Raw genomic sequence first — 23,518 nt, forward strand, 5'->3', positions numbered from 1 at the left:
TTCTTGTTTTATATTTCGAATGATTACCGAAATTACAAAAGAATATTGGAAGAATCAGATTATTCTCATTCATTTTATCTCAGCGGCAATATAATTAAGGAATGATTTAAATGTTTTGGATGTAACGTTTTTCAATTATTTTTGTACAACCAATTAGAAACAATGATACTTTAACCAATTAAATAGAATAAAAATGAAAAAAGTTTTTTCTTTTCTCTTTGCAGGTGCATTAGTTTTTGGAATTTCATGCACCGGTGGCCAGAAAAAATCAGCCGATGAGTCTGAAGAAAAATCGGCTGCTGTTGAGGAAGTTGGCCCGAATGAATTGACACTGGCAGAAAAAGATGCCGGTTGGGTGTTGCTGTTCGACGGCAAATCCAGCGCAGGTTGGCGGGGTGTGAACAAAGGTCATTTCCCGGCAGGCTGGGAAGTGGTTGACGGAACATTGCATTGCAAAGGCTCAGGAATGGGCGAAGCCGGCTCTGAAGACGGTGGCGACATTCTTTACGACAAAGAATTTTCTAATTTCCACATGAAGATGGAATGGAAAATTGGAGAAGGGGGGAATTCCGGTATTTTCTACCTTGGAAAAGAAGTGGAAGACTGGCCAATCTGGAAAACCGCACCTGAAATGCAGGTGCTCGATAACGAACGCCACCCCGATGCCATGCTTGGCAAAGATGGGAACCGCAAAGCGGGTTCATTGTACGATTTGATTCCTGCTGACCCGCAAAATGCCAAACCTGCCGGCGAATGGAACTCGGTTGAAATTCTGGTGTACAACGGAACTGTTGTTCACAAACAAAACGGCGAAACTGTTTTGGAATACCACCTGTGGACAGATGACTGGAACACTCTGGTGGCTGATTCAAAATTTCCTGAATTGAATGAAGACTGGGCAAACGTGGCCAAATCTGGTTATATTGCATTGCAAGACCATGGCGACGATGTTTGGTTCCGCGGCATTAAAATAAGAGAGTTGTAATTTTCAAGATATTTTTTTGATGAGAGGGTGTGTTTTACAGAACATGCCCTTTTTAATGTTTCCCTGGTGACCAGTGACCAATGACCAGTTCCTCTATTCCGGATAATACCTGGAATCGTTTAAAATCTGCTGATAGTCCATATTTTTCATCAGATCCGAAACAGAAACTTCTTTGTGCTTTTTCATGTACTGGCGCACAATTTGCCAGCCAATCCAAACGCCACTTTTTCCGGGCGAATCGGTTGGAAATCCGGTTGTGTAAGGGCCGTCGTTAATAAAACGCAAAATGTCCATCCGTCGGTTGGAATACAGCATTTTTTCTTCCACCAAAAAATTCCACATTTGGGGTTCGTTGTTTTTGCACCACTTTAGTTGTTCAGCGGTGTAACCAATTTTTAGAGAATCGTGCATTTCGGGTAGCAGGGCATCCATAAAATAAAACAATTTTCCCTGGTGGACAATATGGTCGAGCAGGGTGGTGGCGGTTCCCCTTTCATCAAACTCTGTCATTGCCCAGGCGTAAGCCACATCAGAAACCAGTTTTTCCGGATGCATGTTTTTAATTTTGTACATCGGAACGTTGCTCAACTGTTTGTAGTAAGTAAAATCGCGCCCCATATATTTGTCGAGGCTCACACCGATAATGTTTTCTGCTGTTACCACCGACTGGTTAAAACCCGAAATCATGGTAAAAAGGGTTGGCAGTTCTTTTTCCGGAAAATGGTACTGAAAGTATTTGAAAGCTTCTATCAGTTCTGCTTCTGTTTTTTTGAAATCCGAAAACTCATTTTCTACCAGTGTTTTAATATTCACAATCATGGTGTCGGTCAAAAATTCGCCTATAATCTTCGGAAAATGTTCTTCTTGAATGCCGCCCACTCCAATCACTTTCCAGGTGAACAAATCGAAAAATTCAGGAAAATTATTTCGAAGCGCAGTTAATTCTGCCAGTGTATCCTGCATTGGTAAATCAAAAAGCTCCTGGTCAAAACGTACGATTTCTATTTCAGTTTCTATATCCGAAATATCAACTTTCAGCGGATTACGGTTGCATGATGAAAAAAATATCAGAATAATAAAAAGAGTATTCATTATTTTATATGAACCGAAGTAACTTCGGTGAAATCCCCCTTTAAAAAAGGGGGTGTTGAATGATAATGAGACGGGGGATTTATACATGTATCTATAAAATTGATGTTGAGATTCTTTTTTCATAATTTTATATTTCAATACGAACTGGTTTTAATTTTATTGCAAATTTGAAACAAAAATAACAGGCAGCCATTTATGAAATAGCTATTCACGGCATATTTTTGTATTTTTGATAAAAAATGAGCCATGCCGGAATTACTTGAAAAACTCAACAAAACATATTTTTGGGATATTAATCCTGATTTACTGGATGAGAATAAATCCAAAAGGATTATTATTGAACGGGTAATGAATTTAGGGAACCTCCGGGAAATAAAATTAATATTAAGGCATTACGGAAAAGAAGAGGTAAAAAAAACGGTTTGTAGCCTGAATTATATTGACCCCAAAACGCTTAATTTTCTTTCGCTGCTTTTACAAGTTCCAATTAACGAATTTAAATGTTACATACGGAAACAATCGACCAATCAGCATTGGAGTTATTAAAAAAACTTCAAAGTAAAAAATACCTTGATGGGTTTTCTCTTGTTGGAGGAACAGCATTGGCCTTACTTTACGGTCACCGAAAATCAATTGACATTGACCTGTTTTCTGATTTTAGTTTCGATGTTGAACAATTACTTGAAAAGCTATCATCCGACTTTCAATTCCAACTTTTTTTCTCCGCTGAAAATACAATTAAAGGAAGCATAAACGAAATTCAGGTTGATATTATCGCCCACAGATATCCGTTGATTGGTCAGTCATTAAGAGTAGATGGAATTTCAATTTTAGCAGTTGAAGACATTGCTGCAATGAAACTTAACGCTATTACTGTTAGTGGCCAGCGGGTTAAGGATTTTATCGATATTTATTTTTTGCTTGATAGTTTTTCCCTTTCTGAATTGATTTCCTTTTACAAACAAAAGTATGCTCAATATAACGAGGTAAATGTTTTAAAAAGCATCACATGGTTTAATGATGTGGTGATGGAAGACTGGCCCGTTATTTTGAAAGGTAATAATCTCAAATGGGATGAAATAAAGGATCGAATTATCAAAGAGACTGAAAATTATTTAAAAGATTTATAATCATTGGTTTATGAAAGTTGCACTGGCACAATTAAACTACATTATCGGCGATTTTGAAGGAAATGCCGCGAAAATTATTGAACATATTGAAAAAGCGAAAATTGCAGGCGCCGACCTCGTTGTTTTTTCCGAGCTTTCAGTAACAGGATATTATCCGCACGATTTGCTGGAAAAGAAGGAGTTCATCCGCAAAGCCGAAGAAACAGTAAAACAAATAGCTGCCTCCTGCCATGGGATTGCGGCGATTGTGGGCGCACCGCGTATCAACGAAAACGAGCAGGGTAAAACGCTGTTCAATTCGGCGTTTTTTTTGGTTGAAGGAAAAATTCAGTCAGTGCACAATAAAACCCTGCTGCCTACTTACGATATTTTTGATGAATACCGTCACTTCGAGCCTAACCGTGATTTTGATATAGTTGAATACAAAGGCGAACGCATAGCCGTTACCATTTGTGAAGATTTGTGGGATGAACAACCCACTGCCAACGAGTTCGGTAAAAACAAACTTTACCGGGTTTCGCCCATGGAAGAACTGGCAAAACTTCAGCCTGAATTTGTGGTGAATATTTCCGCTTCGCCGTTTTCGTACAACCAGGAAAACTGGCGGAAAGATGTGCTGGTTAAAAAGGCAAAAAAATACAACCTGCCCATTTTTTATGTGAACCAAACCGGCGCCCAAACCGAACTGATTTTCGACGGAGGCTCGGTTTTTATTAACGTACACGGCAAAATTGTAAAGGAACTGAAGTATTTCGAAGAAGATTTTCTGGTTGTTGACACCCAAAATCCGGGAGGAATTAAACTTCAGCCTGAAACAAACCGCATCGAAAAGATTTACGATGCACTGGTGCTCGGAATCCGCGATTATTTTGGAAAAAATGGTTTCCGGCAGGCCACTTTGGGACTTTCCGGCGGAATAGATTCGGCAGTTACTGTTGTTTTGGCAGTCCGGGCACTGGGGCCTGAAAATGTGCGAGTGTTGTTGTTGCCTTCAAAATATTCATCGTACCACAGCGTGGAGGATGCTCGTCAACTGGCCGAAAATCTGAAAATTCGCTACGACATTTTAAATATTCAAAGTGCAGTGGATTCCTTTGAAAAAGAACTTGCCCCACTTTTTGAAGGCACACAATCCGGGATTGCCGAGGAGAATATCCAGGCGCGGGCGCGGGGCATTTACCTCATGGCCATCTCCAATAAATTTGGCCACATTTTGCTGAACACCACCAATAAAAGCGAATGTGCCGTTGGTTACGGTACGCTATACGGCGACATGAACGGCGGACTGGCTGTGCTGGGCGATGTATATAAAACCGATGTGTTTAAAATGGCTCGTTTTATCAATCGCGAACGGGAAATTATTCCCGAAAATACCATTGTAAAACCACCCTCTGCCGAACTGCGTCCTGAACAGAAAGACACCGACTCGTTGCCCGAGTATGAAATTCTCGATGAAATCCTTTTCAGTTTTATCGAGCAAAATCTTTCTCCAAAAGAAATTGAAAACAAAGGATTCGATGCGGAAACGGTGAAAAAAGTTATTCGGATGGTGAACACTACCGAGTATAAACGATTTCAGGCAGCACCCATTTTGAGGGTTAGTTCCAAGGCGTTCGGCTTTGGAAGGAAGATGCCGCTGGTGGCGAGGTATTAAATTATTTCCTACATTTGCTTCCATGACTGTTATCAATGGGATTAAAGAAGAAACCCTGATACAGCGACTCATTAACGGCGACCAGACTGCCTTTGAATTGCTGTTTCGGTTTTATTATCCCGGTTTGGTAACTTTTGCATCGCAGATTATTCTCGACCGCGATGAAGCCGAAGAAATTGTCCAGGAATTTTTTGTGAAGCTGTGGACTGGCCGAAAAGAAATCAAACAATCAGTTACCCTGAAAAGTTACTTTTTTACTTCGGTAAAAAACCGGGCGCTGAACTACCTGAAAAAAGAAAAAATCAGTGAAAAAGTTCGTGTTGAACTTCGGGAAATGATAGAAACAGACAGGCTGTATCAACCCGACCTGTTTGTTGAGTCGGAATTGCAGGCACTCATCAAGTCTGCTTTTGAGAAACTGCCATCGCGAACCGGCGAAGTTTTTGGTTTAAGCCGGTTCAAGGGTTTTTCCAACGATCAGATAGCCGAGCACTTTAATATTTCCAAACGCACCGTGGAAACCCACATCTCCAATGCTCTTAAAATTTTGCGGGAAGAACTGAAAGATTACATGTTTTTGCTGATGTTGTTTTAGTGCCGGGTGGCGCGGTTTGGAACCGCGCATTTATCCAACGTTAATTTTAAATTTAAAAACCACCCCTTCCAGCTAAAGCTGTCTTTCCCCTCCTTGACAAAAAGGAGGGGAAATTCGTAGTCCGAACATTAAATTGTTTTCAAAATATTTCAACTATTAAAGAGTTTCCCCTCCTTTAACGGTTGCAGTTATGGAATTTATTGTTGTATAAAGGAGGGGTGGCTGAAGTCCAACGCATTATAAAATCCTTTCTACAGATAATCAGGACAAAGCCGGGGTGGTCAATCCAATAAAATAAATTTGAATGATGTTCTGCCATGAAAAACGGACAACCCCCCCCTACCAGCTAAAGCTGTCTTTCCCCTCCTTGACAAAAAGGAGGGGAAATTCGTAGTTCGGTCATTAAACTGTTTTCAAAATATTTTTCAATTATTTTCATTTTCTTTTACGTGTTTTCCCGTTCACAATTGTATTATCAGTAAACCAGACTAAATTTGATGGTTTGAACAGCAATAAAAGAATGAATAAACATATCCATATAAAACAATCCGAATCTGAATTCAAAAAATTTATAGAGTACAGGAAAGGATTGTCTCCCTTCGATAAAAAGCTGGAAGCGGCAAACTTAATCGACCAGACTGTTTCGGTGGATGTTGACAAGGCCTACCGCACAGTGAGCAGCAAAATCAATCAGAGAAATAGTACATACAGCATTTTTACCACCCTCACCCGCATTGCGGCAGTGCTTACTTTGCCTCTGCTGGCTTTTGCAATCTGGACGCTCTTTTTTCAGAAAGATAAAGCTACAGTTAGCGAGCTGGCACAAAGTGAAATTACCTGGCAGGAAATCCACAGCCCGGTGGGTATGCGCTCGCATGTTGTTTTGCCCGACGGCACCAACCTTTGGCTCAACTCCGGCAGTCACCTGCGTTATGGCATTCCATTCATCCGCAAAAACCGGGAAGTGAAACTCACAGGAGAAGCGTTTCTCGATGTGGTAAAAAACGAACAATCACCTTTTTTGGTGAAAACCGGAAATGCCGAAGTGGAGGTGCTGGGCACACAGTTTAATGTGAACGCCTGGCCGGAGTCTGAACAAATTCAGGTGGCATTAAAAGAAGGAAAAGTAAAATTCCGGTTTTCCGGTGACGGAGGAAGTTGGAAATATTGCGAACTGCAGCCAAACGATTTTCTTGAATTTGATAAAATAAATAAAACGGTAACATTAGAGAATATTGAAATTGAGAAATACATTGCCTGGCGCGAAAACATCATGATTTTAGACGATACTCCAATAACAGAGCTGGCTTCGTTGCTTGAAAAATGGTATGGAGTAAGGGTAGTAATTGCGGATGAAGGAATCAAACACTATAAGTTTACCACCACTTTCGATAATGAACCATTACACCGGGTATTGGAACTTCTGGAAATAAGTTCACCGGGAATTTTAATCCGATATACTCAGGGAAAACCTGAAAAGGATTCAGGAGAATTTTCTCCATCATTAATAACTATAACCAAAAAATAATTGTAAATGCAAGATAATGTAAAATCAATCTTATAAAAAAGAAGGAAGTGCTGCGAAAACTTCCTTCCATCATCCCCCACGGCTTCTGACCGGGGGTAATTTTAAATCATTCTATAATTTAAAACAGTGTAAAACTATGAAAAATTTTTTAAACCAGGTGCATTTGCTTTTAAGGCAGCACCGAAAAAAACTAATTGTTATGCGCAACACGGTTTTGATACTGCTCATAAGTGCCCTCCAGGTTTTAGCCAGCGGCAGCTATGCACAAACCAAAACAATCAGTCTGAACTTGAAAGATGTTACCATTCGCGAAGTTTTATATGCTATTCAAGATCAAAGTGAGTTTTATTTTCTGTACAACAGTGAGTTAATCGATGTGTCGAAAAAGGTTAACATTGCATTTGAGGAAGAAAAGGTAGATGAAATTTTAATCCGGTTGTTCGATAAAAAGGAAGTGGACTTTTTAATCAGAGATCGCTACATCGTTTTAACTCCTGTTGGCGGAAAAGCAAAGTTATTTGATCAATTCACTGTTTCCGGGAGGGTTGCCGATGCATCGGGGCAGCCATTGCCGGGAGTTACAGTGGTTATAAAAGGAACCACACAGGGGGCAATAACGAATGCTGACGGCACCTATTTTCTAACCAATCTTTCGGAGAACGCCACACTGGTTTTCTCGTTTGTGGGGATGAAAACTCGGGAAATAGCTGTCGCCGGTCAAACACGGATTAATGTTGGCATGGAAGAAGAAACATTCGGTATTGAAGAAGTCGTTGCCGTTGGATATGGGGTCACCAGAAAGAGTGATTTGACAGGATCGGTGTCAAGTGTAACTTCTGCTGATTTTGAGAATCAACCTATTATCAGATTTGAGGATGCTCTAAAAGGCAGAGCAGCAGGAGTTCAGGTACAAAAGCCAAGTGGAGCGCCGGGCGCCGGAATGAAAATAAGAATAAGAGGAGCCAACTCAATTAATGGCGATAATGACCCTCTTTACGTGGTTGACGGATTTGTTGGAGCCGATATTGTTTCTCTGAATCCTAATGAAATTGCTTCCATTTCGGTACTTAAAGATGCATCATCAACAGCTATTTATGGTTCGCGGGGAGCCAATGGAGTGGTGTTAATCACTACTAAATCAGCTAAAAGTGGCGACGCCAAAATTGAGTTTGATGCTTTTTACAGCCTTGATCAAATTAGTAATACTTATGATTTGCTGGGGCCGGTTGAATATATGGAAACCATAAATGCCAGACTTGAGGCAGTAGGTAGAAATCCTCAATTTACTGCAAATGAAATATCAGAAATGGCTTTAACAGGTGGTACCGACTGGCAGGATGAAGTTTTCAGAAATGGTGGAACCCAAAATTACCAGTTGTCTTTTAGTGGAGGCACCGATAAAACCCAATATTATTTATCGGGTACAATTGCCGATCAGACGGGAATCGTTCTAAATTCTTTTTATAAAAGATATGGGTTAAGAACAAATATTAATACTCAACTGAGGGATAATTTTGATGTGGCATTTACAATGTACTCTACCTATGAAGAATCAAGAAATAATTACACACATAATGGCAGGGGCGATGCTTCAGGGGCTGCTTTAATTTTCTCTCCGAATATTCCGGTTTGGGATGAAGATGCGAACAATTATACACAATCTCTATCCTATGGCCCAATCGCTTCAAATCCTGTTTTTTATGCTCTGGAAAGAATATTTGACAATAAGGAATTAAAAACTATTTCCAATCTGAAATTCAATTATACTATAGTGAATGGATTGGTTCTTTCTGTTAGCGGGGGCGCCAATGGTTTTTTTGCCAACAGGCCCTTTTTAAAAACTGCCGCCCCTGGTTCGCCGAAATCAATTACCGAAGCCGGCCATAACAACAACTATTCATGGAATCTGCAAAACACAAATATGCTTAACTACAACAACTTGTTTGCAGACAAACACAAACTGGATGTTTCAGCAATTTATGAGCAGCAAATATTCGTTTCACGCTACAATGGAAACTGGGCCACTGGTTTTCCAACCATTGCTTTGGGATATGATAACGTTGGCTTAGGTGATACAAGAACGGTGGGTTCTAATTATACCAACTGGTCTCTTCAATCATTTCTGGGAAGACTCAATTATACTTTTGATGAAAAATACCTTTTTACAGCCACATTTCGGGCCGATGGTTCCTCCAAATTTTATGGTGATAACAAATATGGTTATTTCCCTTCGGGAGCATTTGCCTGGAGGATTTCAGATGAGCCATTTATTCAGGATATTTCCGCAGTTCAAAACCTGAAATTCAGGGCAAGTTACGGACTAACAGGAAGCCAGGCAATTTCACCCTATAAAACGCTGAGTTTACTTAGTCTGGGCCGAAATTATTCTTTTAACGGCACTACCAACCAGATGATTGGAATAGCGCCGGGAGTCGCTGCCAATCCTGATTTAAAATGGGAAACTACTGCACAAACTAACCTTGGCCTTGATTTTGGAATACTGGAAGGCCGTTTGTCTGGAAGTCTTGACTATTATTATAAGAAAACCACTGATCTGCTGCTGAACGTAAATATCCCGGATTATTCAGGAGGAGGTACACTGACAAAAAATGTGGGTTCGTTGGAAAATAAAGGATTTGAACTTTTTCTTTCTGGCGTAATTGCAGACAAATCAAAATTTAAATTAAACACCAGTTTAAATTTAAGTGCCAACAGGAACAAAATTTTGGATCTTGGTGATGAAATCGAAATATTTACGGACGGGGGTTACACCTCGAATACTTATGCCGCACCTCCGTTTATACTTAAAGTTGGCGAACCTATTGGGCAATTCAGAGGGTTGGTTTTTGACGGACTATGGCAGCAACATGAAGCTGCAGCGGCTGCCGAATACGGTCTGGTTCCCGGAGACTCCAGATATATTGATGTGGACAACAACAAAAGCTATGGCGGAGAAGATATGATGCATATCGGATCCTCACAGCCGGATTTTGTATGGGGTTGGAACACAAATTTACAATACGGAAATTTTGATCTTTCCATATTTGTAAATGGCGTACAGGGGAATGATGTCTGGAACCAGACACGATGGCTAATCATTGGAATGGGAACTGATGTTGAAAGTCCCACTTCGAAAGATATACTTAACAGGTGGACACCGGAAAATACAAATACAACTGTTGCCGGGTTTAGTGAAACCAACACTACGTATGCCCAGTCTTCACTTTTTGTTGAGGATGGAAGTTTTATTCGCTTGAATAATATCACTTTAGGATATACTTTCCCTCAAAATGGCCTTATTGGAAGTGCATTAAGGAACGCCAGATTGTATGTAAGTGCTCAAAATCTTTTTGTAATAACAAAATATTCAGGCATCGATCCTGAATTGTCTTCTACCCCGAACTGGTCAGATGTATCTCAGGGCATTGATAATGGCACTTATCCGTCAACACGGACATTTACACTGGGACTGAAAATTGGTTTTTAATTGAAAAATGATAACAGATAAAAAATGATTCTTATGAAACCATATTATAAAAAATATAAAATTGTATTCTTTCTTGTTCTTGCCATTGCAACATATTCTTGTCTTGATCTGGAAGAAAAACCGCTCGGATCTTTAGTAAATGATTCCTTTTTCAAAACCGAATCAGATTTGGAAGCCGCAGTTACTGCTGTTTACCGGCCACTTATTCAGGATCCCTGGGGAGGATTCGCATCAACCCGTATCTGGCTTCCATTAATGGGCGCTGATGATTTAACAACTTTGCCTGGTGGAAATAAAGGCGATTACAGAGAGTTCGACCAGTTTAATCCAACAAATATTAATGCAGCATTACCAGGCGCGGCATGGAGAAATCATTATAATTTAATTTATGCGGCAAACAATGTGTTGGAAAACTACGATAAAGTGGATGGTCGCGAAACTTTTATTAACCAATGTGTAGCACAGGCCCGCTTTTTAAGGGCATTCTCATATTTTTGGCTGACAAGGGTATATGGTGACTTGCCACTGGTAACCTCCGTAATAACAGATCTTGAAATGGAATTATCACCGGTTTCCTCGGTTTATGAATTAATTGTTGATGATTTAAATTTTGCCAAAGACAATTTGCCCTCTTCCTGGCCGGGTGAACCGGGAAGACCTTCCAGTTGGACAGCCAAATCATTACTTTCCTCGGTTTACCTTACAATGGCTGGCTGGCCGTTAAAAGATGAATCAAAATATGCATTGGCTGCTTCAATGGCAAAAGATGTAATTGATAATGGCCCATACACAATGGAAGACAATTTTGCCGATTTGTGGACGATGGCCAATGAAAAAAACAATGAATTTATCTGGACCATTCAAATGACTGGTATTCCGGGGAATCCTCAATTAACTACCATTGTTGGTTATCCAACAATGCCCGGGGAAGAGAGTGGATGGGACGATGTGTTTTTTGAGGTGGGTTTTTATAACAGGTTTCCCGAGGGCCCCAGAAAAGAAGCTACTTTTCATACACAATTTGTTGATAAGCAGGGGAATCCAACCATAACTTTTGAAAACAGCTCAACAAAACACCCGTATATCGCAAAGTACAGAGACGGTGCCCTGAGTTGGCTGGATAGTTTTGAACATTTATACATGACTGGACGGGACATCTGTTTTTTAAGGTTTGCCGAGGTTTTGCTAACCTATGCCGAAGCACAGGTAATGGCAAATGGTACTCCAAATAATGATGCATATCAGGCTGTTAACAAGGTGCGCAACCGGGCCGGATTGGATGATTTACCCGAAGGGATGGGTAAAATGGAATTTCGTGATGCCATAATTGAGGAAAGGGGATGGGAATTGGCCGCCGAGTTCTCCAGGTGGTTTGATTTGATTCGAACTGAAAAGGTTGAAGAAATGGCAGCGCTGAAAGACCCGTTGGATCTTGAACCGAAAGGAACGGTGGATAAAACCAAATATCATGCTCCGATACCTTATGGAGAGATTCTTTTGAATCCGAATTTGGCCAATGGTACCCAATATCCTTAGGTATTGAAAATTAAATGACTTATAAGCAAAAATATCTTTTTGTAGTTCAGCTTATTTTGATTGGTGGACTAATGTTGGCAGGGTTTACTGCGAATAGTCAGCCTTTTCAGGATTTGGAGCACTACAGCAAAGTTTTCGGAAAAGAAAAAAAATACCGGATATATCTCCCGCAAGATTATTTGCATAGTGAAAAAGAATATCCGGTTATTTATTTTTTCCATGGCTGGGGGGGAAGATCATTCTCTGGCGGAAGCGCCAACCTGGATTATGAGAAAATAGGCACGATTGTCAGTAAATATCAAATAATTCTGGTTTTGTGGGATGGAAGTATGGAAGAAGATGAACCCCGGCCATACAATATTGGTAACCATCACGATGTGAAATACGACATTGAAATGAAAGATTATTTCCCGGAATTGGTTTCGCATATTGATAATGCTTTCAGAACAAAAACAGACAGAAACCAAAGAGGAATTATTGGTTTCAGCATGGGCGGTTTTATGTCGTTTTACCTTGCCGGAAAATACCCCGGAATGGTTTCTGCAGCAGTTAATATTGTTGGAAGCCCTGAGTTTTTTGTCGGACTGCCGGATAACCATACGCTTTATCCACAACGTTACACTCTTGAAAACCTTCAGGATGTTGGTCTGTTTCAGATTAACCGCACCAATTGCCCCATGGCTGGGTTAAACGATGAAGTGGCTGCCGGCGCCGGTTGGTATGAACTGCCAAATTACACCTACCAAAAACAGGAAGGCGAGCATAATATCGACATTCCCGGTGAGTCAAAAGTTTTTGAGTCGACAGTACAATTCGTTGTAAATCAATTTGAAAATCCTGTTTCGCTGAAAAAAAAGTGGTCACATTCCGACATTTGCGGAGTATTTGAAAAATGGAATTACTCTGTGAAAAGCAATAAGGATGAGCCCGGGTTTTTGGTTCTTCGCAATGTGGATGAAACCGGTTTCGGTTTTTATACCCGGAAATGGCTTCCGGATGGACCTCCGGTTAAAAATTGCCAGGCAAACATTTCCACGGCGCCTTTATATGTGCCGGGCAATGATTATGATATACGCATTTTCGACCTGAAAGAAAACAAAATTGAAAGAATATCCATAAAAGCAGATGATGATGGCAGATTGAATTTTAATCTTGGAGCAGAAGGCTTTGAAGTTGGCATTTCAAAAAAAACAGCACAACCTGAATTTGTAGCGCTAAAGTACAGGCTTTCCTCAAACAGAAAATACCTGAGAATAAACCAAGAAGAAGAGTTGACAGTGGATATTTTTAACCGGACAGGAGCGCTCGATCCGGAGGAAAAATTAATAGTCAGGCTTTCTTCAGCCGATTCTTCTTTAACTATTTCATTTCCTGACCAGGAAATCTTTTTCTCTGAATATCAGGAAATAATCAGCACAAAACCGTTCAAAATTTTCAGTTCAAAAAATCCACCGGTTGATGGTTCTCCAGCCTGGATTCGTTTAAAGGTGGAAATGACTTACGGCTCACAACAGTTCAACGATTGGTTATTACTGCCTGTTTTTTACGATGTTCCTGAATTTAAAAACATTCAGGTTGATGACGGGCGTGTTGTATCCATTATTCTAAATCCGGATGGTTCAGAAGAAAAAGATCGGAATTCAGTTTACGGTTGTGGTAATGGCGATGGAATGGTTTCGGCGCGAGAACGGATTATGCTGTATGAAAACGGCCATCGGCTCAGGCTTTACAGCGATGATCCCTATGTGGTTGCAGATGAAGAATTTCTGTTTGATGAAATGCTTCCTGGAAGATGGCCGGATGGATTTACTTTAAGTTCAATAGTAAAAATTGCAGATGATTGTCCTCCCGGCCATGAAATTGAATTTCAGGCACATTACGAAACCAAAACATTTATGCCCATGTACCGGGAAGTTAAATGGGGAAAAGTAAAAATTGTCACTAAACCAAAAACCAAAACGGAATGAACTGTTGTAAGAAATTGATTCAACTTCTTTTGTTGTTTGTTTTTGTAACCTTAACTGGGTTTTCCCAGGAAACAGACGGCAAGGTGAACCTCAACTGGGACCATCAAAGGCATAGCTGGGAATCAACCTGGATTAACCACCCTTCCGCTTCTGTGTTTGATTACGGTGTATTTAATTTCAGAAGAAAATTCTGGTTGGAGGAAGTCTATGATTCATCAACTGTTTATGTTTCGGCTGATAATCGTTACCGGTTGTATGTAAACGGAGCCGAGGTATCTCACGGACCAGCCAGGAGCACACTTGAGTACTGGAATTACGAAACGGTGGATATCACACCGTTTCTGAAGAAAGGTGAAAATATTATTGCTGCTGAAGTATTCAATTTGGGAGAACATCGCCCTGTTGCACAGTTTTCGGCCAAAACAGCTTTTATTTTACAGGGGAAGGATTATCTGGGTGAAAAAATAAATACCGGACAACAAGGCTGGCTGGTAAGTCAGAACAAAGCTTTTAAAGCTATCCCGGTAACCAGGCAAATGGTCAGGCATTTTTATGTTGCGGGACCTTGTGATTTGATTGACGGAAGTCTTTATCCCTGGGGATGGCAGTCACTAAATTTCGACGATTCAAAATGGCAGAATCCAGGGAATCTGGAGAGAGGTGCCGGACGTGGGTATTTACATGGCGTAAACTGGCACCTTGTACCAAGGAATATTCCGCATCTGGAACAGAAAATTACCCGCTTCGATAAAATTGCCAGAAGCGAAGGTGCACTCGTTCATGCGGGATTTCTGAAAAATGAAAAAGCCCTGGAAATTCCGGCACATTCAAAAGTCAAAATGCTTTTGGACCATAAAGTCCTGACTGTTGGCTATCCTGAATTAACCGTTTCAGCCGGGAAAAACAGTTCAGTAAAAGTTATTTATTCCGAAGCGCTTTATGATGAGAATGGGAAAAAAGGAAACAGAAACCATATAGACGGAAAGGAGATTGAAGGTTATTACGACATCTTTCTGCCGGATGGAGGCGAAATGCGAACTTTCAAACCTTTGTGGATAAGAACATTCCGGTATGTTCAACTGGAAATTGAAACCAAAGAAGAACCACTTGTCCTGAATAATTACCACAGTATTTTCACTGTATATCCTTTTGTTGAAGAAGCTGGTTTTGCAAGCGATAACCCACGGCTTCAGGATATTTGGGATATGAGCTGGCGGGCTGCCCGGTTGTGTGCCGGAGAAACCTATATGGACTGCCCCTTTTGGGAACAACTTCAATACATTGGCGATACCCGCATTCAGGCATTAATATCGCTTTACGTTTCGGGTGACGACCGTTTGATGAAGAATGCCATCCTTCAGGCCGATCAGTCAAGAATACCCGAAGGTTTGACTACTGCTCGGGGGCCAACAAATGTTATCCAGGTCATTCCTCCTTTTTCGCTTTATTGGATTGAAATGGTGCATGATTTCTATATGCACCGGAACGACCGTGAATATGTAAGACAATTTTTGCCGGGCATGCATTCTGTGTTGGGTTGGTTTGAACAACGAATTGACGAGAGTGGAATGCTTGGGCCACTGGATTGGTATAATTTCTGCGACTGGACAGAGGGTTTTATGGTTGGAACCCCGGCAGGAGTAGATACCTCAAATTCAGCGCTCATTTCGTTGCAGTTTGCCCACACACTTGATAAAGCCAGTGAATTATTTTGGTTTTATGGAAAAGATTGTGAAGCTCAGCGTTACACTTCACTTGCTTCAGACATTAAAAAAGCTGTATTTGAACGCTGTTATGATCCCGTTAAAAAATTATTGAAAGATACTCCGTATGAACAGATTTATTCCCAGCATACCAATATTTTGGGCATACTTTCCAATGCTTTTCCGAAAGATGATCAGCCGGAAGTGATGCAAAAAATTCTGTATGATACTTCGCTTATTCAAACAACGATTTATTTCAGGTTTTATCTGTTCCAGGCCATGCAAAAAGCCGGGCTTGCCAATGAATACTTGTCACAACTTGACCCCTGGTACGATATGCTTGACGACGGATTAACCACAACAGTTGAAGGAGAAGATAAAGAACGTTCGGATTGCCATGCATGGGGCGCAAGTCCGAATTACGATTTTTTGGCCACTGTTTGTGGTATAAGGCCAATGAAACCGGGATTTGCAGAAGTTAAAATTGAACCTGCCTTGGGGAACCTGAATTTTATTAAAGGGCACATGCCTCACCCAAACGGAGAGATTTCAGTTGATTTAGCGAAGGAAGGAGAAAACGGACTGAAGGGTTCGGTTACCTTGCCTCCCGTCACAAAAGGCATGTTTATCTGGCAAAATTCTGAAATGAAGTTAGGCTCAGGAACTACATTAATTGAACTAAAATTATAACCAGCGGTATGTTTCGAATATTAAAAAAAGAATTCGCCCATTTTAAATCGTTTCCGCGCAACATGCGGATTTTATTGATGACCAACCTGATTTACGCCCTGGTTTTGCCCATCATCGAGTTATTTGTGGGTGCTTACATTTTAAGGGAATCAGATAATACATCATACGTAGTGGTTTATCAGCTTATGGTCTATTTTGGAATTCCGGTTTCGTTTCTGATAAACGGTATTTTACTCCGGCGCATTAAAATCGCCTGGCTTTATTCATTGGGCATGTTACTTAGTGGTGTAGCCATGAGCATTATGATGCTTTTACCCTCAGTTGATATTACAGGCATTTCAATTTCAGGTTTTGTAATGGGTATTTCATTTGGTTTTTTCTGGTCAAACCGCGATTTTTTATCCCTGTCCACCACTAATGACACAAACCGTAACTACTATTTTAGTATGGAAACGTTTTTCTATACCATCACATTTATTATTGTTCCAGCCATTGCCGGCTACTTTATTGTTTCAGGCGAAAGATTTGGCTGGTACCCGGCCAAGGCTGCCTACGTAACTTTGACTGCGGTTGTTTTTGGCCTTACTGTTTTTTCTTCCATAATGGTTCATCAGGGCAATTTTGTAAATCCCAAAAACGACAGGTTCATATTTTTTAAATTTGAAAAAGACTGGTATTGGATGCTTTTGCTGGGAGCATTTAAAGGTATTGCGCAGGCGGCAATTTTCTTTTTCCCCATTTTGTTAATCCTAAGCTTTGTCGGAGAGGAAGGTTCACTTGGAGGGCTTGTTGCAATTGGTTCATTAATTACAGCTTTGGTTTTATACCTGATTGGCCGGTTTTCAAAACCGGAACACCGCATTTACATATTTTCTTTTGGGCTGTTGGTCTTTTTGGCCGGAGGATTGGTAAATACCATCTTTTTTAGTGCCATTGGTGTTGTCATTTACCAAATTTGCAATTCATTGTCCCGCCCGTTGCTCGATGCCTCCTATTTCCCCATTCAGTTAGGAGTTATCGACCACATTGCCGAAATTGAAAATAGAAATAAGTTCGCCTATATTTTTAACCATGAGGCAGGATTATTTGCCGGACGCTTTGCCGGTTGCATGTTGTTTTTGTTAACAGCAAAATATGCTTCGCCGGAGTTTGCCCTGCGGTATGTATTGCTTGCCATTGCAGCAATTCAGGCGCTTTCTATTCCTGTGGCACAAATGCTTATCAAAAAAATCCAGAATTATAAAAAGCAAAAAGACATTCATGCAGGGGCAGTGCCGGAAAGTATTGTAGTATAAAAACATAAGATTAAACAAGATTTTGATAATGAATAAGAGCAAGTACGGATATTTTAATGAAGACGGGACTGAGTTTACAGTAACAAACCCAAAAACTCCGCGGGCATTCGATAATTATTTATGGAATGATGTGCTGTTTTCGGCGGTACATCAAACTGGTGTTGGATTTTTAGATTACCAGGTGGATGAAAAAGAAGCCGTGCAACTGTTTACAGGAATCGGACGCATTTGCGATTTCGATGTTTTTGGACGCGAGCACCTGATGAGCCGTTTGATTTATGTGCGCGATAACGAAACCGGTGAATACTGGAACGTGAATTGGGAACCGGTGAAAAAAGCGTATGATTTTTATGAGTGCACGCATGGGTTGGGGTATTCCGTCATCCGGTCAGAAACCAGCAAGATGGCTTCATCGTTTCGTATTTTTGTACCAAAGGGCAAAGATCCGGTTGAATTGTGGACCATCGGATTTGAAAACAAATCGGGCAAACGCCGCGATTTAAGCATTTTCATTTACAATCAGTTTCAGTTTTCTTACAAGTGGGGCTTCAACAGCTATGGCGACATGTTTTTTCGCACCACTTATTTAAGCAAAGAAAACAACGCTTTAATTGCAAACAAACATCCGCATATCACACCTCACAGCCATCAAACGGCCTTTATGGCGCCCGACAAGGAAATTGCAGGATTTGACGGCAGTCGGGATGCATTTATGGGACTTTACAATGGTTTAAACGAACCTCAGGTGGTAATAGAAGGAAAATGTAAAGGTTCCATCGGGTCAAGTGATGCAACGGTTGGAGTGATTCAGTTTGATTTGAAACTGGAAGCCGAACAGGAAGAAACCATTAACCTGGTCTTGGGAATATGTGATTCGGTGGCCGAAGTTGAGCCGCTGAAAATGAAATACCTCCTGAAAACGGATGATGAGTTCGAAAAACTAAGGCAATATAATCAGCAATTTATTGCCAACAACCATTTTCAAACACCGGACGAACATTTAAACCGGATGCTGAATGTCTGGGTGAAACATCAAACGGCCTATGGTGCGCAATGGTGTCGCTGGGGATGGATGGGCTATCGCGACATAGGGCAGCATGGTTATGGCGTTTCCTCATTCAATCCGGCACGAACGAAGGAAATTCTCAGGGAAGCTTTTCAATATCAGTATTCCAGCGGAATGGCTTTACGGGGCTGGAATCCGGTGGACACCAAACCCTATTCCGACAGTGCTTTATGGCTGGTTTTTACACTGATTTCCTATTTAAAGGAAACGGCTGATTTTGATTTTCTTTCAGAAGAAATTCAATTTTATGATGAAGGTTCGGCAACTGTTTGGGAACACATTGAACGTGCTTTGAATTTTCTGGAAAACAACAAGGGAGCACATCATCTGGTGCTCATAAAATTCGGAGACTGGAACGACTCATTAACCGCAATTGGAAAAGAAGGTCGCGGTGAAAGTGTTTGGCTGAGTATGGCCTACGCAGAGGCTTTGCTGCAAATGGTTGATTTGTTTGAATTTTTACATGACAGCCGCAAAATTGATTACCAGGCCCGTTACGAAAACATTAAAAAAGCAATTAACGATAATGCCTGGGATGGCGAATGGTATATCCGCTGTTTTGATGACAACGGTCGTGCTGTTGGTTCAAATAAAAGCCGGGAAGGAAAAATTTTCTTGAATACCCAAAGCTGGTCGATGATTGCCGGAATTGCCGATGAGAACCGCACGAAACTGGTTATTGAATCAGCCGGCAAAATGCTGAAAACGGATATTGGCTACCTGCTGCTGGCTCCAACTTTTACAGCACCCGACCCAAATATCGGTCGCATAAGTTGTATGGAGCCGGGTATTTGCGAGAACGGAACCGTTTATTCCCATGTAAATGTCTGGATGATTTTAGGGTTGCTTCGTGCAGGACATATCGAAGAAGCCTGGGAGGCATTTCAGCGGATTACACCCGGATATTTTACCGGGGAAAATAACGACCCCAAACAAAATATGCCGCCTTACATTTATGCCAACGGGTGTTACGGCCCCGACCATAAAAACAACGCCCTGCAAATGGAATTTACATGGATTACCGGTTCAGTTGCCTGGTTCTATAATGTACTAACCAAGGAAATGATTGGTATTAAACCCGATTTCGACAAATTGGTAATTGAACCCCGATTTCCAGCCGGTTGGAATGAGGTTCGTGTAACGCGCCATTTCCGCGGGAAAAGGTTTGATATAAAAATTCAGCGAAAAGATGTAGATGAGGTTTTACTGAATCTGAATGGAAAAGTCATTCCGGGAAATGAGATTCACCTGAATGAATGTATGCAAACCAATGAAGTGATTGTTCAAATTCCTGAAAAATAAATATTTAATGCAAAACCTATGAAGAAAAATAATCAGTTAATCATTCTGTTTTTAGCCCTTTTTTCAATCAATGCTTGTACCTCTACTGAACCGGCAATCATTGAAATCTCTGAAGATATGGTTATCAATGAATCGGGTTCCGGCGATATGATGGCCTGGTTTGATGAACAGGATTTGGATAGCACACCAACCACCCGCTGGAGTACCGAAAGTATGATCACATTCTGGCCTGCCGGGTTGGTTATAAATCTGGGTAGAAAGTATAAAATAACCGAAGTTTGGATTTACGACGGACCGAAAGAAAACCGTGTTGAGGGCGGACGGCTTATTTTGGCCTCGGGAACTCCATTCGAGTGGAGCAACTTTAAACCGGTAGATTTACAAAACAGCAATACGTGGAGTAAAATTGACTGGACCGCAGAAACTCAGTTTATCCAATTGCAAAAAAATGCGACAAAACAGTTCAATCTTCAGGCTGAATATCCGCAAAACTGCGATTTGGCAATAAACGAAATCATTTTGTTTGGTTATCCGCTGGAAAAGAAAATGCCTGAAAAAAGTCAAACAGAACATGTTGCATTCAACATTCCAATGGACCAGTTTATTGGTATGAACTCTTACATTCATACTCCTGATAAAGTTCATGAGGCAGTTGGCAATGTGCGCGAATACAGGCCCTGGAGATGGAATGGTGTTACCGATTTGGAAACTCCGATTGACTGGGGTGATATAAATAATTCGGGCGCGAGAAACGAATATGCCAGCGCAAGCCTTGGGAACAGCGATGTATATTATAAAAAAATGAAAGACATGGGCATTGAATGTGTTCCCTGTATCCACCGGCATGTAGATGAATGGCGTGAACACGAGAATATACCTTCTTTTGGCGGAGACCCCGACGATCCGTTTTCATACAAAATTATGGCCGATTATTCCTTTCAGTTCGTTGCCCGTTATGGAGGGAGTTCTGTACCCGAAAGATTGCTGAGAACCACTGAAGTTTCGCCTAAAAAAAGCGGCTTAGGCTATATTCGGTATTTTGAAAACTGGAATGAACCCAATCGCTGGTGGGGAAATCCTGAAGGGCATTTTACCCCTTATCAGTTTGCTGCATTTTCCAGTGCATCGTATGACGGGCACCTCAATCAGATGGGAGAAGGTTTTGGAGCAAAAAATGCCGATCCGGAAATCAGGTTTGTTTTTGGAGGTTTGGCAGCCATTTCACTCCATTATGTGCAGGCAATGAAATTATGGTCGGATTATCACCGCGATGGCTCATTCCCTTCAGATGTAATAAACCTGCACCATTACTGCAACACAAGGAACGAACAACACCCCAAAGAAGATGCTTATGGAATTAGTCCTGAGGAAGATAACCTAAAAGAGAAGCTGGAAAATGTGGTGAATTGGCGGAACGAGAACCTCCCCGGAAAAGAGGTTTGGTTGAGTGAATTTGGCTGGGACACCGATGAAAACACTTACCAGTCGGCAGCCTGGGGGCACAAATTGTATCCCGGAAAAATAACCATGGAAGAGATACAGGGCCAGTGGCTGACACGCGCTTACCTGGTTGGCGCTGCTGCCGGGCTCGACCGGATGATGATGTTTCTTGCCAACGATTTAAAAAACTATCCGCATGGAGTTTATGGAACATGTGGTTTTATTACGGTTAATGAGGAGTACAAGCCATCGTGGTATTATGTAAAAACCCTGAAAAATGCACTTGCAGGAATGGTCTTTCTGGATGAACTGCCATCGGAAAATGATAATGTCTGGATTTACAGGTTTAAAAACTTGCAAAATGGAAAAGGTGCTTATGTGCTTTGGTGCCCGACTTCTGACGGAACTGTTGTTGAGGATTATGAATTAAAAATTACGGGAAATACCCCTGTAGTGAAAAAAACCATGCTGATCCATAAAAATGAAACCGGCATTAATGAGGATTTAAAATTAACAAGCGGAACAATTCGGTTAGATGTAAGTGAACGGCCGGTTATTGTGTTGGTTGACAGGTTTTAATAAATAAAAAGGCATAGAATAAAGATGTTAAGATGGCAATTAAAGTGAGTTTTAAATATTATCCAATATTTTTGTTTATTGTAGCTGGTTATTCTCTTTATGCTCAAACCAGAAATGAAACGCCCAATATTCTTTTTATAGCGGTTGATGATCTGCGACCGGAACTTGCATGTTACGGACATCCCATTGTTAAATCGCCAAACATTGATAAGCTGGCAGAAACCGGACTCATATTTATGAACGCGTATTGTAATGTGCCTGTTTGTGGTGCATCAAGGGCGAGCTTGTTAACTGGCGTTCGCCCTGCAAATAATCGATTCGTAGAGTATAACACCTATGCAAAGGAAGATATGCCTGAAGCAGTCAGCCTGCCTGAACATTTTCGCAAAAATGGGTATCACACCATTTCAAATGGAAAAGTATTTCACCATATTGACGATATTCCTGAAAGCTGGTCAGAAACCCCCTGGAATCCGGCTGTGGCAGCTTCCTCTTATTTGGATTATCAAACTCATGAAAACCTGAATATTTTGGAAAGAGGAATTTCCCGAGGGCTACCTTATGAATCGGCAGACGTTGATGATGATAAATATTTTGATGGCCAGATTGCTACAAAAACAATTACCGATTTACAACGATTAAAAGAGGCAGGAACCCCATTCTTTTTGGCCGCCGGATTTCTAAAACCGCATCTCCCTTTTAACGCACCTGAAAAATACTGGAATTTGTATTCTCAGGAAAATATTCATTTGCCGGAAAACTATTACCGGCCTGAAAATGCACCTGATGCAGCAATTCATAATTTTGGTGAGTTGCGCGGCTATTATGGAGTTCCTGCAGATGGCCCGGTTTCAAATGACATGGCTATAAAACTGATTCATGGGTATTATGCATGTGTGAGTTATGTTGACGCCCAGGTCGGTAGGGTTTTGGAAGAATTGGATGCTTTGGGCCTGGCAGATAATACAATTGTAATTCTGTGGGGCGACCATGGCTGGCAACTGGGAGAACATAGTTTGTGGTGTAAGCATGCCAATTTTAAAACGTCACTTCATTCTCCCTTGATAATTCGGGCACCCGGGTTTAAACAAAATCAAATTTCGGAAGCGCTTACAGAGTTTGTTGATGTTTTTCCATCGTTATGCGACCTGGCTGGTCTGGAAAAACTCATACAACTGCAAGGAGAAAGCTTTTTGCCTCTTTTGGAGAATCCTGACGTTTCCTGGAAAGATGCTGTATTTTCCCGCTTTCCTTTAGGTGAATCAATCATTACTGCAAATTATATATATACCGAATGGATCGATAAAAAAGGTAAGTCTTTTGCTGAAATGTTGTACGATCACCGGATTGACTCTGAGGAAAACCACAACATAGCTAATGACCCTGCCATAAGTGAAACCATTATAAACGTTAGGAAAAGGTTGCATGAGAACATAAATCAAGTAGAAAATTCAATTAACTAATTATAA

15 protein-coding genes are annotated in these 23,518 nt (G+C 41.0%); 14 read left to right on the forward strand and 1 reads right to left on the reverse strand.

Annotation, left to right across the window (positions count from 1 at the left end; translation table 11 throughout):
* The first annotated feature begins 193 nt into the window (after positions 1 to 193).
* Positions 194 to 985, forward strand: coding sequence for a DUF1080 domain-containing protein (locus ACESMA_RS13890; RefSeq protein WP_372949444.1), 792 nt, complete (start codon positions 194 to 196; stop codon positions 983 to 985).
* Between the two features lie 93 nt (positions 986 to 1,078).
* Here the strand turns inward: ACESMA_RS13890 and ACESMA_RS13895 are convergent, their stop codons facing one another.
* The gene (locus ACESMA_RS13895) at positions 1,079 to 2,077 is read right to left on the reverse strand and encodes a hypothetical protein (RefSeq protein ID WP_372949445.1); all 999 of its coding nucleotides are present in this window, start codon (positions 2,075 to 2,077) and stop codon (positions 1,079 to 1,081) included.
* 246 nt (positions 2,078 to 2,323) lie between these two features.
* Here ACESMA_RS13895 and ACESMA_RS13900 point away from each other — a divergent pair, with 246 nt between their 5' ends.
* The 13 genes from ACESMA_RS13900 (at position 2,324) to ACESMA_RS13960 (ending at position 23,512) form a co-directional block, all read left to right on the forward strand.
* Positions 2,324 to 2,623 (forward strand): DUF6922 domain-containing protein, encoded by a 300-nt coding sequence (locus tag ACESMA_RS13900; RefSeq protein WP_372949446.1) that lies wholly within the window; start codon positions 2,324 to 2,326, stop codon positions 2,621 to 2,623.
* A complete protein-coding gene (locus ACESMA_RS13905; RefSeq protein WP_372949447.1) occupies positions 2,611 to 3,207 on the forward strand; it encodes a nucleotidyl transferase AbiEii/AbiGii toxin family protein in 597 nt (198 codons plus the stop codon). The genes ACESMA_RS13900 and ACESMA_RS13905 overlap by 13 nt, the downstream gene beginning before the upstream one ends.
* Before the next feature lie 10 nt (positions 3,208 to 3,217).
* On the forward strand, positions 3,218 to 4,861 hold the full coding sequence (locus ACESMA_RS13910; protein ID WP_372949448.1) for an NAD+ synthase: 1,644 nt from the start codon (positions 3,218 to 3,220) through the stop codon (positions 4,859 to 4,861).
* A gap of 22 nt (positions 4,862 to 4,883) precedes the next feature.
* A complete protein-coding gene (locus tag ACESMA_RS13915; protein ID WP_372949449.1) occupies positions 4,884 to 5,456 on the forward strand; it encodes an RNA polymerase sigma-70 factor in 573 nt (190 codons plus the stop codon).
* Positions 5,457 to 5,976: 520 nt separating this feature from the next.
* Complete coding sequence (locus ACESMA_RS13920) at positions 5,977 to 6,984, forward strand: FecR family protein (protein WP_372949450.1); 1,008 nt, start codon at positions 5,977 to 5,979, stop codon at positions 6,982 to 6,984.
* Positions 6,985 to 7,120: 136 nt separating this feature from the next.
* Positions 7,121 to 10,471, forward strand: a complete 3,351-nt coding sequence (locus tag ACESMA_RS13925; protein WP_372949451.1) for a TonB-dependent receptor — start codon at positions 7,121 to 7,123, stop codon at positions 10,469 to 10,471.
* A gap of 33 nt (positions 10,472 to 10,504) precedes the next feature.
* A complete protein-coding gene (locus tag ACESMA_RS13930; RefSeq protein ID WP_372949452.1) occupies positions 10,505 to 12,007 on the forward strand; it encodes a RagB/SusD family nutrient uptake outer membrane protein in 1,503 nt (500 codons plus the stop codon).
* A 14-nt stretch (positions 12,008 to 12,021) separates the two neighbouring features.
* A complete protein-coding gene (locus tag ACESMA_RS13935) occupies positions 12,022 to 13,974 on the forward strand; it encodes an alpha/beta hydrolase (protein WP_372949454.1) in 1,953 nt (650 codons plus the stop codon).
* Entirely contained in the window at positions 13,971 to 16,367 is a 2,397-nt protein-coding gene (locus ACESMA_RS13940) for an alpha-L-rhamnosidase N-terminal domain-containing protein (RefSeq protein ID WP_372949455.1), read from the forward strand. The genes ACESMA_RS13935 and ACESMA_RS13940 overlap by 4 nt, the downstream gene beginning before the upstream one ends.
* A gap of 8 nt (positions 16,368 to 16,375) precedes the next feature.
* Positions 16,376 to 17,662, forward strand: a complete 1,287-nt coding sequence (locus tag ACESMA_RS13945) for a hypothetical protein (RefSeq protein WP_372949456.1) — start codon at positions 16,376 to 16,378, stop codon at positions 17,660 to 17,662.
* A gap of 28 nt (positions 17,663 to 17,690) precedes the next feature.
* A complete protein-coding gene (locus ACESMA_RS13950) occupies positions 17,691 to 20,030 on the forward strand; it encodes a GH36-type glycosyl hydrolase domain-containing protein (RefSeq protein WP_372949457.1) in 2,340 nt (779 codons plus the stop codon).
* A gap of 18 nt (positions 20,031 to 20,048) precedes the next feature.
* Positions 20,049 to 22,049, forward strand: coding sequence for a hypothetical protein (locus ACESMA_RS13955; protein WP_372949458.1), 2,001 nt, complete (start codon positions 20,049 to 20,051; stop codon positions 22,047 to 22,049).
* 32 nt (positions 22,050 to 22,081) lie between these two features.
* Positions 22,082 to 23,512 carry a sulfatase gene (locus ACESMA_RS13960; RefSeq protein WP_372949459.1) on the forward strand — a complete coding sequence of 477 codons (1,431 nt, stop codon included), beginning with the start codon at positions 22,082 to 22,084 and terminating at the stop codon, positions 23,510 to 23,512.
* Positions 23,513 to 23,518 lie beyond the last annotated feature (6 nt).

It is taken from the genome of Mariniphaga sp., assembly GCF_041687215.1.
Taxonomy (GTDB): domain Bacteria; phylum Bacteroidota; class Bacteroidia; order Bacteroidales; family Prolixibacteraceae; genus Mariniphaga.

What these genes read in the sequence shown, in the direction of transcription:
- ACESMA_RS13950 (WP_372949457.1), top strand. Translation starts at nt 17,691, where the DNA reads ATGAATAAGAGCAAGTACGGATATTTTAATGAAGACGGGACTGAGTTT.
- ACESMA_RS13900 (WP_372949446.1), top strand. Translation starts at nt 2,324, where the DNA reads ATGCCGGAATTACTTGAAAAACTCAACAAAACATATTTTTGGGATATT.
- ACESMA_RS13910 (WP_372949448.1), top strand. Translation starts at nt 3,218, where the DNA reads ATGAAAGTTGCACTGGCACAATTAAACTACATTATCGGCGATTTTGAA.
- ACESMA_RS13955 (WP_372949458.1), top strand. Translation starts at nt 20,049, where the DNA reads ATGAAGAAAAATAATCAGTTAATCATTCTGTTTTTAGCCCTTTTTTCA.
- ACESMA_RS13920 (WP_372949450.1), top strand. Translation starts at nt 5,977, where the DNA reads ATGAATAAACATATCCATATAAAACAATCCGAATCTGAATTCAAAAAA.
- ACESMA_RS13940 (WP_372949455.1), top strand. Translation starts at nt 13,971, where the DNA reads ATGAACTGTTGTAAGAAATTGATTCAACTTCTTTTGTTGTTTGTTTTT.
- ACESMA_RS13895 (WP_372949445.1), bottom strand. Translation starts at nt 2,077, where the DNA reads ATGAATACTCTTTTTATTATTCTGATATTTTTTTCATCATGCAACCGT.
- ACESMA_RS13935 (WP_372949454.1), top strand. Translation starts at nt 12,022, where the DNA reads ATGACTTATAAGCAAAAATATCTTTTTGTAGTTCAGCTTATTTTGATT.
- ACESMA_RS13945 (WP_372949456.1), top strand. Translation starts at nt 16,376, where the DNA reads ATGTTTCGAATATTAAAAAAAGAATTCGCCCATTTTAAATCGTTTCCG.
- ACESMA_RS13960 (WP_372949459.1), top strand. Translation starts at nt 22,082, where the DNA reads ATGGCAATTAAAGTGAGTTTTAAATATTATCCAATATTTTTGTTTATT.
- ACESMA_RS13930 (WP_372949452.1), top strand. Translation starts at nt 10,505, where the DNA reads ATGAAACCATATTATAAAAAATATAAAATTGTATTCTTTCTTGTTCTT.
- ACESMA_RS13915 (WP_372949449.1), top strand. Translation starts at nt 4,884, where the DNA reads ATGACTGTTATCAATGGGATTAAAGAAGAAACCCTGATACAGCGACTC.
- ACESMA_RS13925 (WP_372949451.1), top strand. Translation starts at nt 7,121, where the DNA reads ATGAAAAATTTTTTAAACCAGGTGCATTTGCTTTTAAGGCAGCACCGA.
- ACESMA_RS13890 (WP_372949444.1), top strand. Translation starts at nt 194, where the DNA reads ATGAAAAAAGTTTTTTCTTTTCTCTTTGCAGGTGCATTAGTTTTTGGA.